The sequence below is a fragment of the Mycoplasma sp. 5912 genome, from assembly GCF_054353835.1.
This window is the reverse complement of the sequence record NZ_JBTHHI010000001.1, coordinates 129,329-149,308: the sequence shown is the minus strand read 5'-3', so window position 1 is coordinate 149,308 and position 19,980 is coordinate 129,329. Positions and strand designations below refer to the sequence as shown.

Below are 19,980 nucleotides of genomic sequence, written 5' to 3'. Positions count from 1 at the left end.
ACTATTAGATAATTCAATTATTCTAGATAAACTATTGAAATCATATTTGTGTTTGCTATTTTTAATAAATTTAATTAAATTCTGATGGTTTATTAATTCATTTTTTTTCTATAATTTGTTTAATTTGTTGTTTATTTAAACTTTTCTTCATCAAAAAAACTCTTTCTTAATATTTTTAGCAATTTGTTCAAAGATTACAGTAGGAACTGATTCACCGATACAATGTCTTATATTCATTTCATTCTTTTTTGAAAAAGCAACTTTTTCTTCATAAGATAACTTATTCAACTGTGACAGAGGGATATTAGTTCATTTAAAATCATTTGGTATTGTCATCATTTTCATTAACTCTCGAATAGAAAATACTCTATTTTGATTCGGATGAATTGTATTTTGACTTGCTAATTGATCGTTTCTGGTATGAATGCATTGAGCAACCTTATCAAAACTTTGTCTTTTATACTTATCACCATTTTTATTTTTATTTATTATTATTTTACCATTAATAATTTTATGTGGCTTATTTATATCTTCTAAATTATTAAATGCTGATTGTCCTGATTTGATATTTTGTATCCATGATTGCATATGGTGTTTATAAGTTCGGAAGCTATGAAAAAAATCATCGTCATCATATTCGCCTCATTTTAAGGTTTTCATATCACCAATAACTTGATAAAGTGTTTTTTCGTCCTGATATTTAGGAAAAAGTTTCTCGACATCAATTTTATCAGCTAATTTCTTATGGACACCAATGACTAAGGTTCGTGTTCTTGATGAATTGCTACCATAATTTTTGAAATTTATAATTTTATGTTGATATTCATAATCTTTACCTAAACTTTCTTTAATAGCTTCTGATATTGTAACGATTTTTTTGTTATATAAACACCCCGTCTTTCAAAAGGAAGCAACGTTTTCAAAAATAAAAAAATTTGGTTGAATATTGTTAATTAATTTTATACTTTCTACGATTAAACTATTTCGGTTTATATCATTGTTATTCTTTTTATGATTTGCAACACTCATCCCTTGACACGGGGGAGTAGCAATAATTACATCAACAACATCATTGCCAAGTAAATGTCATCTTTGTATCTCATTATATAAATTTTCATAATTTTCTTTAATATCACCTAATAAGTAACCGCTTTGATATTTACATTTATTATTTATTCGTTGTATATTTAAACGTTTATCAAGCAATTCGTTTGTAGCGATGCATTCATATCCTTGCTTTTTAAACCCGAAACAACCAACTCCTGCTGATGAAAACAGTGTGATATAAGTTAATTTATTATCAATCATTTTACCCCTTTATTTTATTATATATAAATTTAAAAATTTGCTTTTGCTTTATTTTAATGTTTTATAATTTTATTAAAGGAGTTAATATGTCAGAACAAAAAGATAAAATACAAAAACATTTTGAACCATTAAAACCTTTCAAACCATATGAATCAGTTACCTTTGATCGACTTGAAAATAATTTTGGTGTACATCCAATTGTAGTTTTTTTAGATATTTATAAAGATGTTTATTACTACGTTAAAGCGCGAAGTGCCAAAAACAAATTTCATCATAAGCGGGCTAAATTGGAATATGAAATCAAGGTTCCTAAAGCAAAAACTGGTTTATTTATCCATGATAGCTTTATAGATACATCTGAAATTTATAAAATAAGTGACCATGATCTGCATGAAGTTTTTGATGAAGAATCAATTTATTATTTAGAAACAGATTTTTTTAACATCGAACAAATTCATGAGTTATATAAAGGGATAATTGATAATTTAAGTAAAAATCGACCACTTGTATCGCTTTCGCATGTATATATTGATAAAAAAAATCAAGTGCGTGCTAAGACATTATATGCTTGTGATAACTTTTTAAAGCGTGATTATGATTGAGTTCGTGATGATGCGACTTTAACATCAAAACAACGCGAAGCTAAGAAAACTTTATTGCTTGAAATCGAAAAAAAACGTAACAAGGACCCACAAACACTTAAAGAACTACAAAACTTATTAATTTGAATTAAAAGGGAATACCAAGAAGCATTATTTGAATATCAAGGTCGTAGTCGCGAACAAGAGTTGTTAGTTAATCAATTTCCAGATTATGTCGAATTACGAAATAATGATTTAGATTCGTATTGTCATGGGCAATTGCAGGAAATACGTCTTGGTTTAGAAAGTGGAGTTGATACCAGTTTATATTCTAGTGGTCTTTTTGATGCTTGACAGATGGAAGAAATACGGCTTGCCTTAGAATCAGGATTAGATTTTAAAGAATTTGCAGATCCAAGTTTATCATGAGAACAGATGCGAGAAAAACGTAAGGAATTATCGGGTGATAAATTCATTGACGAATCAAATTATAAAGAAATAAAATAATACCTTTTAAGGTATTATGCTGAATTGCAATTAAAGAAGCTACACTAAATGCAATGATTAAGAAGACAAATAAAGACTTAAAAATCAATATTTGTCTTCTTTTGTTTACTTATATTTTTCACAAAAGAAAAAAAGAAAGAAAACAAAATCAGTAATCAAAAATTACTGATATTCCTTTTTCTATCTAGTTTAATTTTCTATTTATATTTCTTGAAAAATTTATTTTTCGATGTATTTGATTGTCTTTTTAAATAACTGTAAGCATATAAAGGTTCTTCATCTGGTATAGGTTTTCAAGGATCTAAAAAATAATTGTAATGATAAAATAACTCATCTGAACTTTGGTATTTAAAAAGTTTTCGAGGCATTTTATTTATTTCGTTTTGGACTAAAAGTAATTGATCTTCTGTGACATTATTGAAGTTTGTGCCCTTTAGAAAATATCTACGAACCAGTCCGTTGAAATTTTCAATCCCACCCTTTTGCTGCGATGCATATGGGTCTGCCTTGTAGATATAAATTTGTAATCTGTATGCTAAATAAAAAAGACTCTTAAATTCTCAACCATTATCTTGTGTAATTGATTTAACATTTAATTTGTATTTTTTAATTGTGTCTCAAAGTAATCGATTAATCTTTCAAGGATTTTTTTCTGGTAGAAGAATGATAATTCCATATCTTGTCATTCTCTCTGTGAAAATAAGTAAATGACTATGTTTTGCACGGTTTCTTCCTACGATTAAATCGACTTCTCAATGTCCATATTCACTTCTTTCTGCAATACTAGTTGGACGAGATCAAAAAGGACGAATCCATCTTTTTCCTACTAATTTTTCTACTCTACTTTTGTAGTCATCTGGATGTTTCTTTCTATATTTGCTGCGTAAACAGTCTTTTCTGCTTATAACTCAAACACCACTTTCGATTCAGTTGAATACTGTTCTTAAAGCTGTATTTGCACATTTTTAGTATTTTTAATATACTGATAAGTGACATCGATTCCAAAACTTCTTTTATTAAATTTGCTAAGGAAAATTTGCGAAAATATATCATATTTATGCATGTGTGATTTTAAAATACAATGCTTTTTTCATTGATTTCTTATCTCACATTTTTCTTGCGCATAATAAGCATCATAACCAAATAAATGCGAATTTCTCTTTATTTCTCTGCTGATAGATGAACGTGAAATTTTCATTTCTGTTGAAATTTCAGTTAGTGATTTTTTCTCTGTTTTTAATAAAAATTCTAATCAAATTCTTGTTTTCAGGGTAAAATTATTAATGAGAGGCTCCTTTCTATTCACTAGATAGAAAAGGGGTTTTTTACAACCGTAATAATTTTATTTAGAAATAACAAAAACAAAGCTTCTCTTTGTAAAATATACATACAATACATTTATCTGTTTTGCACTTTTACCACCCCCCTCCGCTCTCGCCTAATGGCAAAATAGGCGGAGGAACTTTCTTTTTTGTAAAAAAGAAACAAAAAAACTCCCTGCTTTGCAAACTCAGTTTACAAAGCAGGTTTTATTTTTTAAGCTTGCATAAAAAATAAAAAAAGTTACTAAATTTAAAATTTAACTTTTGGGATTAATGACTTTGTAAGTTCAAAATTATTTTTGCTTTTGTTAAATTAATATCGTAAATTTATTATTGAAAATATTTGTGGTTATACAAAAAAAGCTACACAATAGTCTAATTTTTATAGTGTAGCTTTTTAGATTGCATTTTGGGATAATACCTTTTAAGGTATTATTTTTATATTTCTTGTATATCATTTGATTGATAGTCAACATTATATCCATTAGCCTTTAATTGATTATATAAATTGGTTGCGTTATTTGGAACAAAGATTTTAGTTGTTTCTTTAAAGAAAGTTCCATCGCTATAAGCAATCAATGTTGATAAGTTAGCTAAACCAGTTCCATCTAAAGTCGCACCTGGTATTTTTGGTTTAATTAAAATATTCTTGGTTCCTTTGCCATTTGAAAAAATAATTTTAGAGCGAGGCATCGGGATATCTTTTGCTAAAACCATAGCAAATTGTGCTTTATTCATATTATCAGTATCAGTTTCTCATGTATCGGAATTATTATATAAGACAATTCTGGTTAATTTACGTAAGGTTGAATAACCGTGATCTTCATCATAGAAAATCATATTTTTAAGTCCTTTTGCTTCTTTAATTCGAGATAAATCTAAACCAGTCGGATATGAATTTCCAGAAGCATTACGATCGGGTTTCAACCCTGGACCCATTGCACCTTGGAAAATACGTTCATTATTTCTGGTTACATATGCCATACGTAATCCATTATTAATTGTTGTCATATCATTTTCACCATGTCAGTCATCTTCATCAAAAGCAAGTGAATTAAAAGTAATTCTAGTAGTAATTTTTTCATATCGATTATAATCGGAACTTACATTATAGTCTAAGGTATTTACTCAAGCTACATTTCTTAGCGCTCATGGATTAATTGATCATCTTTCATCAAGTGAATTTAAGCTGGTGTATAAACCAAGTTCATCAATATTTTTATCAGAAATAGCTTCAAGAGCAGATGTGTTAAAGCTATCAAAATATAATTCTAATAAAGGTAAATGTTTAGGCAACACTGATAATAAACTTCTAATATTTTGAGCATCATCATATTTACCGATGTTTAATATTCTAATTCCCAGCGGAATATCATTTGCAGCTACCATATTTTTAATAACATTGGTTATTTTAGCAAATGCTTTTTCATTAGCTAAATCAGCAGTCATTATAAATGCTTTTTTAGGCCCATTAGGATTTGCAGTATTCGATGATTCTTTGTTATATTCAGTTACTGAAATTCCATCATCACTTTCAAAACCATATTTATGGTATTTATATGACATATCACCATCATATTTTCTTCACCCAGGATAATTACCACGGGCAATGTCATCAGGACTACGAGTTCATTGTGTATCATATCCTAAAGCTCGCTTTTCAGCATTATTTCGTTTCATTTCAGCAACAACTGAATTGAAAATTGGACTTACTGCATATGAATCTAGTTCACCTTTATCATTTACATAAACATTTCTTTCATCTTTACTGATATAAAATCCTTTTGCAAGTTCATTTTTAAGGTTTTGTGATAATTCTTTAAACTTACTTGGGTCCATATTCATTGCTATTCATAATCACCCTACTTTTAAATACTCTTTTCCATAACCACGAACTGGTGGGATATATTCTAAAGTATCGGTACGGCTAAATCATTCATCATATTTATTTTGAACTGAATCATACATAAATTTCTTAGCATTACCAGCCTCAATTACATTACGATATTTATCATATAATTGTAAAATTAAATTTAAATCATTAGGACTATTATTTAAATAATTTTGCAATTCATCATGACCTCTAGAAATATATAAGTCTTTATAGTATTCTTGAAGTGGACCAGGTTTTCCTGGAACACCTGCTCAAAGATTACTAAAGGCTTTCAATGATGCTTCTCCATTTGAAACTGTTTGCGCATAGTTTTCAGCATTAAGTTTAACATCTTTTAAATCAGGAACTAATTCAGCACGATATGGTATACGATTTGTGATTCCTTTTTCTTGATCGCTACGTTTATCTACACGTGGAGGAACATCTTCAACAGTAACTTGAATATTACCTACATCTGTTTGCACAGTTTTAGTAACTGTTTTTGGTTGTTGTGGTTTTTCAACAGGTTGTACAGGTTGTATAACTTGTTGTGGTGGGTTAGGTTCCTCAGGTTTTTTGATTTCTTCTTTTTTTGGAGGCTCTTGTGGTTTTGGTTGTACTTTAATAATATCTTCTTGATGTACATCCGAAGGAATAGTTTTGATTTCTTCTTTTTCAGGAGTTTTGACTGTTTCTGGATCTTTTTGTTTTAGGTTATAATCCTTTGAAGTCTTACTTCCTTCTAAAATAAGGTTACTGCGAGTATCAAAGGTTTGTTGATCACTAACAGTAAATGAGTGATAACTGTTATCAGCAGCAGTTGCAACAATATTAGCAAACACCCCAGATGCAGCCGAGGTTATCACAATAGAAGAAAGAGCAATTAAACTAATTTTTCAGGTCCGTTTCATAATATATCTCCTTGTATTGATATTATAACACTTTAAAAAATTTTTTATATTTAGTATAATATCAATGATTTATTTGAAAATATTTTATTACTTTTGGAAAATTAAAAATATTTTTTTTAAAATTAAAGTAGTAAAATTTATTCAAATTATCTTATATTAAATAATAAGGAGAAATTATGCCATTAAAAATAAAAAAATCCAAGTTTTTATCTAAATTCTTGCTTTTTAATGCTACTGCTGCTTTTATAGCTATTTCTGCTGTTGCATGTGGAACAAAAACCAATTCAAATGCAAATGAAGGTGAAAACAAAAAAGAAAACCCTGATAATCCTGGTTCTGGAAATCAAGGGACTAATCCTGGAACAAATCCACAAAATCCTGGTAATACACTTACAAAAAATGAATTACAGCAAAAAGTTGAAAAATCTTCTTTAAATGATTTATTTAATATTGATTTTTCAGGAAATAAGTCAGATGTATATGCTTCAAATGTTGATGTAACAAAGGATGCAATTGCTATTAGGGAACCAGGAAAACTTATTTTAAAATTATCAGCAAAAGAAAATGAAATTCCTCAATTTACCATAACAAATACCAAAGTAGATGATGCTAATGGTAAAATAACTATATTTATGGCTTTTGGTAAAGATGCTGATGTTTATAAAAGTTTTACAATCGATGGATTTAAGAAAAAAGAAGAATTTAACTTTGGTCAAACCAAAAATGTTAGTGAAAATGACCAAGTAAACTACTTTATTAATATGAATCAAGATCAACAATTTGATTATGATTGAAATTTAATTAAAAACAGATACCTTAGCGCAGATTCGACTCTTACAAGTAATTTAACTTCGCAACAAAAACAAGAAATTGATGCAAAATTAAAAAAACTGGATATGCCAAATTATGATGAATTAAGAATCAAGGGGTATTCAATTGCAGTTAATGATAAAGATAAATTGAAATTACAACTTCCTAATATCAGTCCTCGTGTGGCTGCTAACTGAACTGATGCTATTAATAATCCAGAAAATAATACAGGAGTCGCACGAACTATCACTAACCAACAATATTCAGATTTTGCCAAACAATCTTATCATGTAAGTATTAATCATTTTTTATTTACTAAAGATGAAAATCAACAAAACCTTTTAACCACTGCATTAACAAATAATATAGATTTGGGAAACTTGATAAATCAACTTAAAGATTCAGATACTAAAACAAAATTATTAGACAGATGAAACAAATCGAATGGTAACCGTGGTGTTTGAAAACTTATCCAAGATGATACCGAAAAGCAACTTGTGGCTGACTATGGAAACGAAAAGGAAGGTGGTAATGAAAAAGATGCAGTCATATATACTAATTGATTAAAATCTGAATATTATAAAATTTACAAAAAATTAGATGAAACAGCCGGTTTAGATAATACCGTAAAACAAAAAGTTAAAGATTATATTAGCAAAAATAAACCAACTGATTTCAACCAATTAGTTGGTTATCCAAAAAAACAAGAAACTGAAGCCGGAACTGCATCAATAATTGATTATGAAATCAAAGAAGGCCAAAGTTATCCAACCAAATTCTACTTTATCACTAACTACCACGTGGTAAATGGTATAAGTTCTTTACCTGATTTTACCTTAAGATTAACTCGTTTAAATAATAATGGTAGTTATATTGGTAATCAGTTAAAAACCATTCCTTTTGATCAGCATTTTTCAAATTTTAGCTTTGATAAAAATTCAGTTAAGGTTATTTTAGATGGTCGCGACTTCTTTAAATTTGACCCTACATCAGTTGCAACTAATGCTCAAAATGCAAAAGAATTTTTAGATTTCGCTATTTTTGAAGTAGATGTTGATAAATTACCTGAAAACTTCCTAAACGGAAAAACCAAAGAGCAATTTGCTAAAGATATGTCAAATGATTATGTAAACAATACAAATAAAGTATCATTTCCTACTTTTGATTACTTATCACAAAGTGGTTATGATAGTGTAGATGGGCCAATTATTAAACGTCAAATTGATGATCACAAGAAAAAACCTGTTTCTGATTACAACTTACTTTACCTTGTTGGTTTTCCAGCAACACAAACTAAATCACAAGGGTTTGTCGACTTCTTTTTAAAAGAAGGTGATGAACAATATACAAATAAAGATTTAATAACTAGTGCACCTTATTCATATTCATTATGAACTAATGCCAACCGTTCTTTATACGGAAAAAGTTCAACAGATTTAGCAAATAATCCAAGAGCACAACGTGGTGGATTTTTATCACATTCAAATGTACTTTCTGAATTTAAGAACCGCAAAGGTGTCTTTGATCGCTTTTTAGCACTTCCGTTTTTATCTTATGGTGATAATAAACCAAATCTATTTACATCCAAAGATGATGGAAAAGAATACTACCATTCAGGACTATCATATGCGATAAGAGACTTTAATGTCGGTGGTGGTGCATCCGGGACTGGTGTTAGAACTAAGAAAAACGAATTAGTTGCTTTAGTTGATTCAGTATTCTTTGACTCAAGGGTTACTATTGCTACAGCATTGCGTTCATCGGGTGTTAACTACGATGGAGCATTTGGTGATTACAACACCCCTCAATATGATGTTATTTATGGTGGAGGTAAAGATCAAAATAATTCCTTTAAGCAAGCTCTTGAAAAACTTTATGGAACAAATTACAAAACACACCTTTTTGATAAAGGAGTAAATTCTGCATACTCAGATCATGCATTCAAGGATAATGTAAATGCAAAAAGTTAGAACACGTTATGCACCAAGTCCTACCGGTTATTTACATATCGGAGGAGCTCGAACAGCTTTATTTAACTATTTATTTGCAAAACATTATAATGGAACATTTATCTTCCGTCTTGAAGATACAGATGTCAAACGCAATGTTATCGGTGGTGAAGCATCACAGATAGATAATTTGGCTTGATTAGGTATCATACCTGACGAATCACCTTTAAAACCAAACCCAAAATATGGCCAATATCGACAAAGCGAAAAACTAGGTCGCTACCAACAAGTTGCAAATATGTTGTTAGAACTAGGATTTGCTTATAAAGCATATGATACAACCGAAGAATTAGAAGCACAAAAGCAAGAAAGCGATGCAAAAGGTATTCCTAGTTTTCGTTATAATCGCAATTGATTAAAAATCTCCGATGCAGAAAAACAAATTCGTGATCAAAATGGTGCTTATTCGATTCGGTTAGCGATGCCAAAAAATCAAGTTTATCAATGAAATGATATAGTACGTGGACAAATAAGTTTTAACTCAGATGAAATTGGTGATTGAGTAATTATCAAATCTGATGGATATCCTACTTATAACTTTGCAGTAGTAATCGATGATTATGATATGCAGATTACACATATTTTAAGAGGTGAAGAGCATATCGGAAACACACCAAAACAAATTGCTTTATATCAAATGCTTAACTGAAATATGCCTGAATTTGGACATCTTACCATTATTACTAATATGGAAGGTAAAAAACTCTCTAAACGCGATACATCATTAAAACAATTTATAGAAGATTATAAAAATGAAGGATATTTACCTCAAGCAATATTTAACTTTTTATCATTATTAGGTTGAACTGCAGCAGATGCTAGTGAAATGATGTCGCATTATGAAAATATTATAAAATTCGATCCAAATCGTTTAAGTAAAAGTCCATCAAAATTCGATATTTTGAAAATGAATTGATTTTCAAAACAATATATGAAAACTCAAGATAACAATGAAATTTTAAAACATTTATCACTTGATAATAGTAATAAAAGTTTACAATGAATTAATTTATTTATCGATACATTTAAACAAAGTGCTATTACATATGCAGAAATGAATCAAAATTTGATGCTTTATCTTAATCCTATTGATAAATACTTTGAATTTAATGATAATGAAATTCAAGTTATCAATGAATTTAAAAATTATATAGACTTTAATAACTTTAGTATCGAAAATATTCAAGATGCAATTAATGCCACTTCAAAGAACTTAAACATCAAAGGCAAAAATCTTTTTATGCCCATACGTCTTGCCACTACATCGCAACAACATGGTCCTGAGCTAGCAAAAGCAATATATTTATATGGACCAGAATTTATCAAGGATGCATTAAAAAAATATGAAAATTAATTTTAAATCAACAACAAAACAAAATGGTGAATCAAAAGATATTGATTTTATTTCTGTGTTAGATTATGAATTTGATGATGGTTATCACATTTTAACTTTTAGCGAACCTTCACAAGGAATTCGAAATCGAATCGAAATATCAGAAACCAATATCAATATTTATGCAGGTGCTACAACCGTATATTTAAAATACCAAAAAGAATTTAAGTTTTTATTAGATCTTGAAGGTTATAATTGACGCAACCAAGCAATCGAACTAGTATCAAATTGGTTTTATAAAAACTTTGCTGATGATTTATTTGAATTCACTTATACACTAGCTAAAGATGGACAACTTTTAGGTGAATATACCATTAATTTAACCTTAATTAAGGATTAAAAATATCCCGAAGAAAGTTTTTCGGGATATTTTTAATTATTGTTAAGTAATTGGATATGGATAACATTTTTTGCTATAATATCTGTTTTTGCTTTATATGCATCACTTGCACCCAAATATATTGGTTTTAATGCAAAAGCAATATCTACAAACTTGTTTTTACCATATTCAATTTTTGATGCATTTATAATTTCAATTTGATAATAACTGCGTGCTACAGCTGGATTATAGGCATCTTTTATAACATTATAATTATCATTAATAAACTTGATTAAATTAGTATATTTATCAAGATAATCTACTTTTTCTTGAGAATTTGCTTTATTATTTATTGATGCAACCATTTGCTCAGCACTCTCGGTTGCAGTTGATTTAAGACCATATGAAGAATTAACAGTTAAATAATCTGCTGATGCATATAATTTTGCTTGCCTTGATAAATATGTATATCAATCTTTTGCATCTTTGTTAGTATAATTATTAAATCCGACTAATCACAAAGGTGTAATTTGGTTAGTATATTTATCTTCAGCATTAGTTGGATTGAATCAAAACATTATTTTATATTGAATCATACCTAATGGAGCATATGCAGTGGTTTTATATGGTTTATAGACATTTTCATCATCCTTATATTTAACAAAATATGCTTTAAAAACACTTGGATCATAACTTTTTAGTCCATCATCGATATCAATAAAGTTTTGTAGCGATGCATCGTTTAGATCAACGATAATAGCAGGTTTTCCAAAAGATGAATCTAAATCATCAATGTTACTATATTTAGCATCTTTATATGCATCATCAAAGTCCTTGGTGGATTTTTTCATACCTGTTTTTGAGATATGTACTAATGGATCGAATAATAATGTGTTAGTTTTATTAGCAATAATTCAAGCTTTTGAGTATAAATTTTCAATTTTAAAAGTTTTTTCAATTGAATGATTATTTCCACTACTTAATTTCAAAGTCAGCGATAATGTACCATTTAATTCATTTAGATTACTAAATTTACTTTCATCAAAATTAAATGTTATTTCATTATCGAATCCATTTTTATTTGAAAAATTAAAGTATTTAAATAAATCTTTATCTGCTAATAAAGCTTTTTTAATACCAGATGCTCATCAACGTTTTTTTAATGTTAAGTGATTGATTGAATTAATTAGATTATTTAACTCATCAACACTAAGCTGTGCTTTTGTAGTAGGTTTAGCTATAGTTGTAAATGACTTATTTTCGTTAATATGTACACTACCAATTCCGATAACTTTATAAGTTGTTGCAAAATCTAAATTTAAAGTTTTTATTTCTAATTTATTAGTATTCGGATTTCATATACTATTTAAATTAATAAAATCTTCCGAGTCATTTTTTTGTATAACAATATTTGGAGACTGTTTATAGACAAATGTATTAACAGTGTTATTACTTTGTAAATCTAAAATAATATTATGTTGATAATTAAATTTATCATATGAATAGTTTATTGTATTTATATTATTTGTTGTTGGTTTACTTGCATCAACTCTTAATGTATCGTTACCTTTATTATTTTTATTTACAAAAATAGGTTTTGAATTTAAATATACTCTTGCGATGCTGTATGTTCCAGACGGAAAATTATTAATCTGTAAGCTTCCTGTATATTTATCATTTGTTTTAGTTAAATTTATATTTCATAAACCACCAAAATCACTTTTTATATCAACTGAAACAGGATCACTTGAATCGGCTGATAAACTAAGTGAAACATTTAAATTATTATTAGTATTAGTTATTTCAACATTTTGATATCTGGTGGTGTTAATATGTGTATCAATGATAAATGAAGCACCTTGTTTTAAAGTAAAAGTAAGTGTTCCGTGTTCACTTTGTCCATCACCATTAGTTAATTTTAATGCTTTGAGTTTATATGTTTTATTTGGTTCTAAATCATAATAATGTCCTTCATCAGCTTCTTCAGGATTATTTTTAACAAAGATGCGAATATTATCTAAACTTAATTGATTGTTATTATTTTCCTTAGGTGTAGCAAAAAAATCTAAATTGTAGTCTTTATTTGCACTTTCATCAGTAAATTCTGCTGTAAAGAAATACTGAGATCGATGAAGTGGAAATAAATCAATAACACCAAAATCTAATGACATCACATCAGATGAATCAGCTGAAACTTTATCTTCAAAAGTATATCCTAAACTATTTAATATTACCGGACGATTTCAGTCCAAGGTGGTAAATGATTTTTGTGATTCATCAGTTGGTAATGTTAAAGTTTTATCATTTAGTGTAACTGAATTTACAAAATACTTAGTATGAAAATCAAGATTATCAAGCACAATTTCAACATATGATTCAGATGGATTATAATCACTAAATTTATAAACTTTATTATCTAAATTTACTTCAAATTCATGATGGTTTTCATTTAAAAGATCGTTTGAACTAAAGTCAATATGCACTGTAGCAGAAGTAGCAGTGATATCTTTATAAGTTATTTTGCTAATTACAAATGAATCAGCAGCAACTTCTTTTGATGTTGTAAAAGAAAGTTGATTTTCTCGGTTTAATGCTATATCATTGTTATTTAAAGTTAATTTAGTTAGTTTGTAGGTTGTCTGTGGTTTTAGTGAATCTATTTGAAGCAATATCTTATGGTTTGATAAATATTTAAATTTATTATGTTTGGTTGTTGCTTCGTTGTTTGTTAAATCTACCGATAATGATGCTAATTCATTGTCTGTTATATCGCGGTTTAAATTAAACTCGATTGCAGCAGTATTTTTGCTTTTTGATACCAAATGTGCTTGATTAACTTGCAATGCATTAGAAGTGGTTGTAAAGGTGTGATTCAAGGGTTTTATTGATAATGTCTTACCTTGATAACTTATAGAATTGATAGTATATGATTTTTGTGGGGTTAAATTAGTTAAAGTAAAATTGTAACTTTGAGTTTCTTGATTAAATGAAACTAAAATAGGTTGACTGTAATCGCTTACTTCTACATTTAATTGTGTGACATCTAAATTATTATCTGTCAAAGAGAATGTGATTGATAAACTGTTGTGACTAATCGAACTTGCTTGTAATGATTCAACTACATTTTCTGCTTTTGTCTTAAAACTAAAATCAAATGATGGAAATTCTTTATCATTTATTAACAATTTATTTAACTTATATGTTGTATTTATGTTTAGGTTGTCTAATTCAAAAGTTACTTCTTTTGTTTGTTTGTTGAATGACGAAGAAGTGTAGTTTTGATTATTTAATGTTAATATAAAATTACTTGCATTTAAAATATCAGATGATGTGTGAATCTTAATTTTTAATATAGCAGATGTTGTATGAACATTAGATGTTTGAACAGATTCGATTTTATATGATTCTTGTTTGTCAATAGGTTGAGATTTTTCACTTTCAGGATCAGGTTCATTTTTTTTTGGTGGTGTCAAATCACTTTGTTGTGTAGTTGTAAAAGAAAAATTATTGACATCTGAATTTAAAATACTATTTTTAAATTCTAATTTTATAAATCTATAGATAGTAGCAGGATTTAAATCATTTAAGTTAAATATAATTTCTTTTTGGTTATTAGATGTTTTTATCTCAAAAGCTATATAAGAAATGTTATTAAATATTATCTTAAAATCCGTTGCATTATTATATTCAGGTTTGCTTGCATCAATTATAGCTTTTATTTTTGCTGATTTTGATGTTGTTTGTAATGTTGATAAATTAATTAATTTTGGATTTATAATTACTTGCTTTGGTTTATTATCAGTTTGATTAGAACATGCAGTAGCTAATATTATCGTTGATGAAGTAATCCCTGATAATAAAAGAAAAATTTTCTGGTGTATTTTTTTCATTTAAACCTTTCTTAAAATTAAGATATAAGAATAAAGATATAAATTTCACTTTATATCTTTATTTGCATAATAAATTTAGTGTTATAAATATAAAAATTAAAAATGAAAAATTACTTTGATTAAATTACTTATTAATGAAAAGTATAAACAAGATAAACACTAAATAAATTCTTTGCTCTATAATTATATATTTTTATTTGTAATTTACGATAAATAAATGAAAATTTTTCCATTATTTAACCATAAATATATTATAACTATCTTATTTAAATATATAAAAACAGATAAGAAAATCTTGTGCAACTTATATCAACATTATTGATTCAGTGTTTTATTTAATTGTGTTTATAGAATCCCCCCCTCCAGAGAGATTTGAACAATATTTCATTATACACGGAAATTTTTCAACAATTAATAAAGAAATATAATTTTATAATTATCTAAGTATATTTATAAAATATTGATTTATCATATTAATTAAGTTTTTGATTAATAAATATGATCTTGGAATCATTCGCTAATCTTTGTTAATATTTGTTTCTACGGATATAGTTTTAGAAACAATATATTCTTATAATTTATAAAATCAGTTAACTAATTAAATATCAAAAAACAGAAATTAATTTTCTGCTTTTTGTTCTTGCTCTTGGGTTTTTGAATCTTTATTCTTTTCTTTGCGAGGAGCAGCAATTCATGAAATAACAACTCCAACAACTGCTAGAATACCAATTACAATCGATGTAATAATTATAGCTGCTGTAGTAGATTTAGATTCTGGTTCTTCAATCACTTCTTTTTGAGTTGCTATTTTTTCAGTTATCTTTAGTTGTACCTTTTTAAGATCTTCTATTGTCACTGCTTTTTGCACTTCATTTGAAAGAACTTGGACTTCATCGTTGTCGCTTATTATTTTAATTTCACGATTTAATTTCTCTTTAAAGTTTTGTATCAGTTCTTGGTTATTTATTTGACTTCAGACATTTATAAACAATGTAGATAAATCTTGTAATTTATCAGATGGTAATGTTTCACCTGTTTTAGCATTATTGATTTCTGCTAATTTTTCATTTGCAACATCTTGAACTGATTTTTTGGTATTTTTATCTTTTTCATTAGGTAACTTGCTTATAAGTTCTTTTAATTTATTCTCTGCATCTGATAATTTAGATGATTCTATAACTAACTTATTAATTGAATTTTTTAAATCTGAATTAACTTGATCTTCTTGCACTTGTGTAATTGATGTACCATTAGTTAATAAATCTTGCAGTTGATTTATAAGTTTTGTTTTTTCATCTGAAAACTGTTTAAATGAATCCACAGTGAAAAATGCATTTTCTTTTCAGGTGTTTTCAATTTCTAATTTAAGTGAATTAATATTAGTGGTGTTAAGATCTTTAATAGCAGGTTGAATCAATGTTGCATCAAGGAAAATTTCAGTTAATTTAGTTAATTGTTCTGTTTTTTGATTATTATCTTTTGCATCTGCATAAGATTTTTTAAAGTCTGCTACTTTTTTATCAATTTCTGCTTGAACTTCTGCGGCACCATCATTTTTTATTTTTGTTGTTAAATCTGTTATGATTTTATAAACATCATCTAATTTTGCATCATTTATCACTAATTGATACTTATAATGAATAATTTTTGAATTTGCTAGTCTTACATCAAAAACAGTAATTTCTTTTTTGTCAAGTTTTTCATCAAGAATTTTCTTCTCATCATCTACTATTTTTTTATATTGATTAAAAGATTTATCAGTGAAAATGCTATTTTCGTTAGTTAAAATTGACGCTATAAGTTGTTTGTATCCATCTTTTGCTTCTTGTAACTCTTTTGTTTCCTGTTTTGATGAATTTTTATTATCTGAATTGGTTTTCTTATCTGATTCATTTGTTTTAACTTCATTATCACCATCAAAATATTTTAATGGTGCTAATGACATATGCATTGATTGAGTTTTAACTGGAACATTCTTTACCGAAATATAAGAAGCAACAACTGCAGTTGTCGCTACTGCTGCGACACTAGATGAAATTAGTAAAAGCGATATTAATTTCTTTTTGATTTTCATTTTACTCCATTTATTTATATAAATATATCGAATTATTTTATGATACACGATATTATTATTATATCAAAATTTTATATATAAGATTTAGTGAATTTATTATTTTTTTATCTATTTTAAGGAAATATTTTCAATTGAAATTTAAAACTTACATAACTATACCGCTATCTTCTTCAATAACTAAGTCATTCACTTGTTTATTATCAACATCTGAATTTTCATCATTATCTGATTTACTTTCTTTATCTATATTTTTAACAATTTTAACATTTATTTCATTCTTAGTCTCTTTCGCATCTTCATTTAATGAAGATATATTAGGATTGAGAATATCATTAAAAACGATATTTATTTTGTCATCAAAATTTTCATTAAATATGTCCTTTACATTGATATCTGCTTTATTAATATCATAATTACTATCATTTTCAGAATCTGCTCAATAATTTTTATATTTATTCTTTATATCTAGTTCATTAAAAATACATTCTCTTATTTGCTGCATCTTTAATCCATCTAAATTATTATCATAATAGTCTTTTATATCAATTTTTGCTTGTAAACCTATTCTAATTTGCTGCATTTGATCGTATTCTCATTTTGAATCCAAATATTTATCAACATCAACTGATGCTTGTAAACCTAAATAAATTTGTTCAAGTTGCCTTGGTGAATATTTGTTAAAATCAAGTTTTTTATCTTCAAGAAATTGTGGATAATCCTTTTTTAAAAAAGATTTAAACTTTTCAAATAAATGATGTTTTTGAATTATTTCAGTATATGTTGTGTATATTCCACCAGCTAAATCATCAAGTTCTAAAATAGTATCTGGATAATTGTTATTATTTAGAATTTTGTTTATTTGTCATTTAGCAGAATTAAGATATTTATATCCATCTGGTTTTATTTGTAATTCAGAATAATTTCTTCATAAAAACTCTTTATGTGAATATTTAGTTTGTGTATGAATTTTATTTTTGTTGATATTTATATAACTAAGTGAAACATAAGGTGGATTTTTAGTTAAGTTTTGATAAATTTTATTATAAATACTTTTGATATCATTAATATCAAAATAATTTGTATTTAAAAATATTACTGAATCTTTATCAAAAACTTTATATAGATCTTGTTTATTTATATGAAAAATTTGTGTTGTATCAATATAACTTACTTTATTATTTAACATCTTTGAATTAGTTATTTCAACTTCGTAATTATATTTAAATCTCTTTTTATTATCAAAATCAGATGCACTACGAGCAGAAACATAATAATATTCATTATCTTGATAATTTTTAAAAAATATTACAGGATGCTTACCAATATTAATTCCTAAGCGATTATATGTTATTGAATATTTTGGCATTACTAATTTCATTAAAATATCTTTTTCTCTCATCATATTCCTTTATCACTTAATATCTAAACTATATTTGATATAATTATAAAACTAAAATTGAGTTAGATAAATGTCTAATTTTTAGTTAAAAAGAATATAATTATTCTAATAAAAAACTTAACAAGAATTTGTTATTTTTTTACTATGTAAAAGGAGGTTTGATGCAAGAAAACAAAAATGATTCGTTAGAAACTCAAAAAGAAAATGTAACAAATGAAACCAGCATTTGTGATCCAATTTTTGAAGAAACCAAAAAAGCCGAAAATGATAATAGTTTAATTTCAAAAATATCACGAAAAACACTTACATTAGAAATTGGAGAAATTCTAGCAGGAACCAGCGAAAGAAAAACTCGTTTAGTTAAAAAAAATACCATTTATAAAAGAACCAAAATGGCAAATTTCGGATTGAAACTAAGTTTGCTTTATTCACAAAAACCTTTTTGAAAACTTGTTTTAATTACAATTGCTGCTGCTGTCTTTTTTGGCGTTATTTCGGTTTTTTTAGTTAAAAATGTCGGAATTTATAACTTTGGATTAGCAACTTTTGGACAAGCTTTATCAAAACTTTTAATTGTTTTGCTTCCAAAAGGAAGTGTTACACTAGGAATTCGCAACTTTTTAGATCAATTTGTCTTTTGATTAGCTTATATTATCCTAAGCATACCGATATTTATTTTTGGTTATAAAAAAATAGGTAAATTATTTACGAATTTAACGGTAATTTTTTTAGTTGTTTCTTCATTAGTTTCCTTCGGATTAGGATTTATTCATAATATTGGTTCAATCTACTTAATTGGTGATTTTTCAAATGCTGAAATTAAAAAATCACTTTCTGAATGACAGCAACCATTAAGCGGGATAATCCCACTAACCTGAAAAGATGGTGGAAATATTATTGCATTATTTGTTTTTGCTATTATATACGGATTTTTACTTGCATGAATTTTTGCAATTATTCAGATAATCGGTGGAACTGCTGGAGTTACAGGGATTATTGGTGAATGATATGCAAATACTAAGCAAAAATCATTTGGTTCTATTTCAGGTAATATTAACATTATAATTGTTTTAATTGGTGTGTTAATTGGTTCATGATTGCCTGGTTCACTACTTTTGGAAGCAGCATCAAAATCAGGTAATATTTCTGGTCATGAACTTGCTCAAATAAACTCCTTAAAGTGATCATTTCAATTATATTTATCTCCGAATTTTGTTGCAACAATCTTAACAAATATTGTCTATATCATTGTTTTAAATAAGTTATATCCAAAATTTAAGTTAGTCCGTGTTGAAATTTACTCACTCAAAAAAGCAGTAGAAATCGCTCAAATCATTAAAGTTGACCGTAAAATTGTTACAGGTGTAAGTTTGTTTAAAGCACAAGGTGGTTATTCAAATGAATTATTAGATGTTGTTACATCAATTACATTGTTTAGACAAGTAAATCGAATTATAAAAGATGTCCGAAAAATAGATAGCGATGCATTTATAGCAATATCCGATGTTACCAGCATTGATGGACACATTTTCTTACCACAAAACAAATTTTAAAAAACCAAGTTTCCTTGGTTTTTTTGTATCA

At 27.0% G+C, this 19,980-nt stretch carries 12 protein-coding genes; 5 read left to right on the top strand and 7 right to left on the bottom strand.

What is annotated here, in order from left to right; all coding sequences use genetic code 4:
* Positions 1–135: 135 nt before the first annotated feature.
* Entirely contained in the window at positions 136–1,308 is a 1,173-nt protein-coding gene (locus ACXYRP_RS00485) for a DNA cytosine methyltransferase (protein WP_458597367.1), read from the bottom strand.
* 86 nt (positions 1,309–1,394) lie between these two features.
* Between ACXYRP_RS00485 and ACXYRP_RS00480 the strand changes: the two genes are divergently transcribed.
* Positions 1,395–2,396, top strand: a complete 1,002-nt coding sequence (locus ACXYRP_RS00480) for an Mbov_0400 family ICE element protein (protein WP_458597366.1) — start codon at positions 1,395–1,397, stop codon at positions 2,394–2,396.
* Positions 2,397–2,593: 197 nt separating this feature from the next.
* On the opposite strand, the gene ACXYRP_RS00475 is transcribed toward ACXYRP_RS00480, so the two are convergent.
* The 3 genes from ACXYRP_RS00475 to ACXYRP_RS00465 all read right to left on the bottom strand — a co-directional run bounded on the left by ACXYRP_RS00475 (position 2,594) and on the right by ACXYRP_RS00465 (position 6,502).
* Positions 2,594–3,283 carry an IS30 family transposase gene (locus tag ACXYRP_RS00475; RefSeq protein ID WP_458597390.1) on the bottom strand — a complete coding sequence of 230 codons (690 nt, stop codon included), beginning with the start codon at positions 3,281–3,283 and terminating at the stop codon, positions 2,594–2,596.
* A gap of 56 nt (positions 3,284–3,339) precedes the next feature.
* On the bottom strand, positions 3,340–3,594 hold the full coding sequence (locus ACXYRP_RS00470) for a hypothetical protein (RefSeq protein WP_458614969.1): 255 nt from the start codon (positions 3,592–3,594) through the stop codon (positions 3,340–3,342).
* A 562-nt stretch (positions 3,595–4,156) separates the two neighbouring features.
* Positions 4,157–6,502 carry a putative immunoglobulin-blocking virulence protein gene (locus ACXYRP_RS00465; protein WP_458614968.1) on the bottom strand — a complete coding sequence of 782 codons (2,346 nt, stop codon included), beginning with the start codon at positions 6,500–6,502 and terminating at the stop codon, positions 4,157–4,159.
* A 176-nt stretch (positions 6,503–6,678) separates the two neighbouring features.
* On the opposite strand from ACXYRP_RS00465, the gene mip reads away from it, so the two are divergent.
* The 3 genes from mip to ACXYRP_RS00450 are packed head-to-tail and all read left to right on the top strand — an operon-like array spanning position 6,679 to position 11,054.
* Entirely contained in the window at positions 6,679–9,282 is a 2,604-nt protein-coding gene (gene mip, locus ACXYRP_RS00460; protein ID WP_458614967.1) for an Ig-specific serine endopeptidase MIP, read from the top strand.
* On the top strand, positions 9,269–10,675 hold the full coding sequence (gene gltX / locus ACXYRP_RS00455) for a glutamate--tRNA ligase (RefSeq protein ID WP_458597363.1): 1,407 nt from the start codon (positions 9,269–9,271) through the stop codon (positions 10,673–10,675). Before mip ends, gltX begins: the two co-directional genes overlap by 14 nt.
* Positions 10,665–11,054 (top strand): hypothetical protein, encoded by a 390-nt coding sequence (locus ACXYRP_RS00450; protein ID WP_458614966.1) that lies wholly within the window; start codon positions 10,665–10,667, stop codon positions 11,052–11,054. The genes gltX and ACXYRP_RS00450 overlap by 11 nt, the downstream gene beginning before the upstream one ends.
* 32 nt (positions 11,055–11,086) lie before the next feature.
* On the opposite strand, the gene ACXYRP_RS00445 is transcribed toward ACXYRP_RS00450, so the two are convergent.
* The 3 genes from ACXYRP_RS00445 to ACXYRP_RS00435 all read right to left on the bottom strand — a co-directional run bounded on the left by ACXYRP_RS00445 (position 11,087) and on the right by ACXYRP_RS00435 (position 18,396).
* Positions 11,087–14,923: a hypothetical protein gene (locus ACXYRP_RS00445; protein WP_458614965.1), complete on the bottom strand. Its 3,837-nt coding sequence runs from the start codon at positions 14,921–14,923 to the stop codon at positions 11,087–11,089.
* 619 nt (positions 14,924–15,542) lie between these two features.
* Positions 15,543–16,997 carry a hypothetical protein gene (locus ACXYRP_RS00440; RefSeq protein ID WP_458614964.1) on the bottom strand — a complete coding sequence of 485 codons (1,455 nt, stop codon included), beginning with the start codon at positions 16,995–16,997 and terminating at the stop codon, positions 15,543–15,545.
* 145 nt (positions 16,998–17,142) lie between these two features.
* A complete protein-coding gene (locus ACXYRP_RS00435) occupies positions 17,143–18,396 on the bottom strand; it encodes an Mbov_0400 family ICE element protein (protein WP_458614963.1) in 1,254 nt (417 codons plus the stop codon).
* A 161-nt stretch (positions 18,397–18,557) separates the two neighbouring features.
* Between ACXYRP_RS00435 and ACXYRP_RS00430 the strand changes: the two genes are divergently transcribed.
* A complete protein-coding gene (locus ACXYRP_RS00430) occupies positions 18,558–19,949 on the top strand; it encodes a DUF2179 domain-containing protein (protein ID WP_458597357.1) in 1,392 nt (463 codons plus the stop codon).
* The last annotated feature ends 31 nt before the right edge of the window (positions 19,950–19,980 follow it).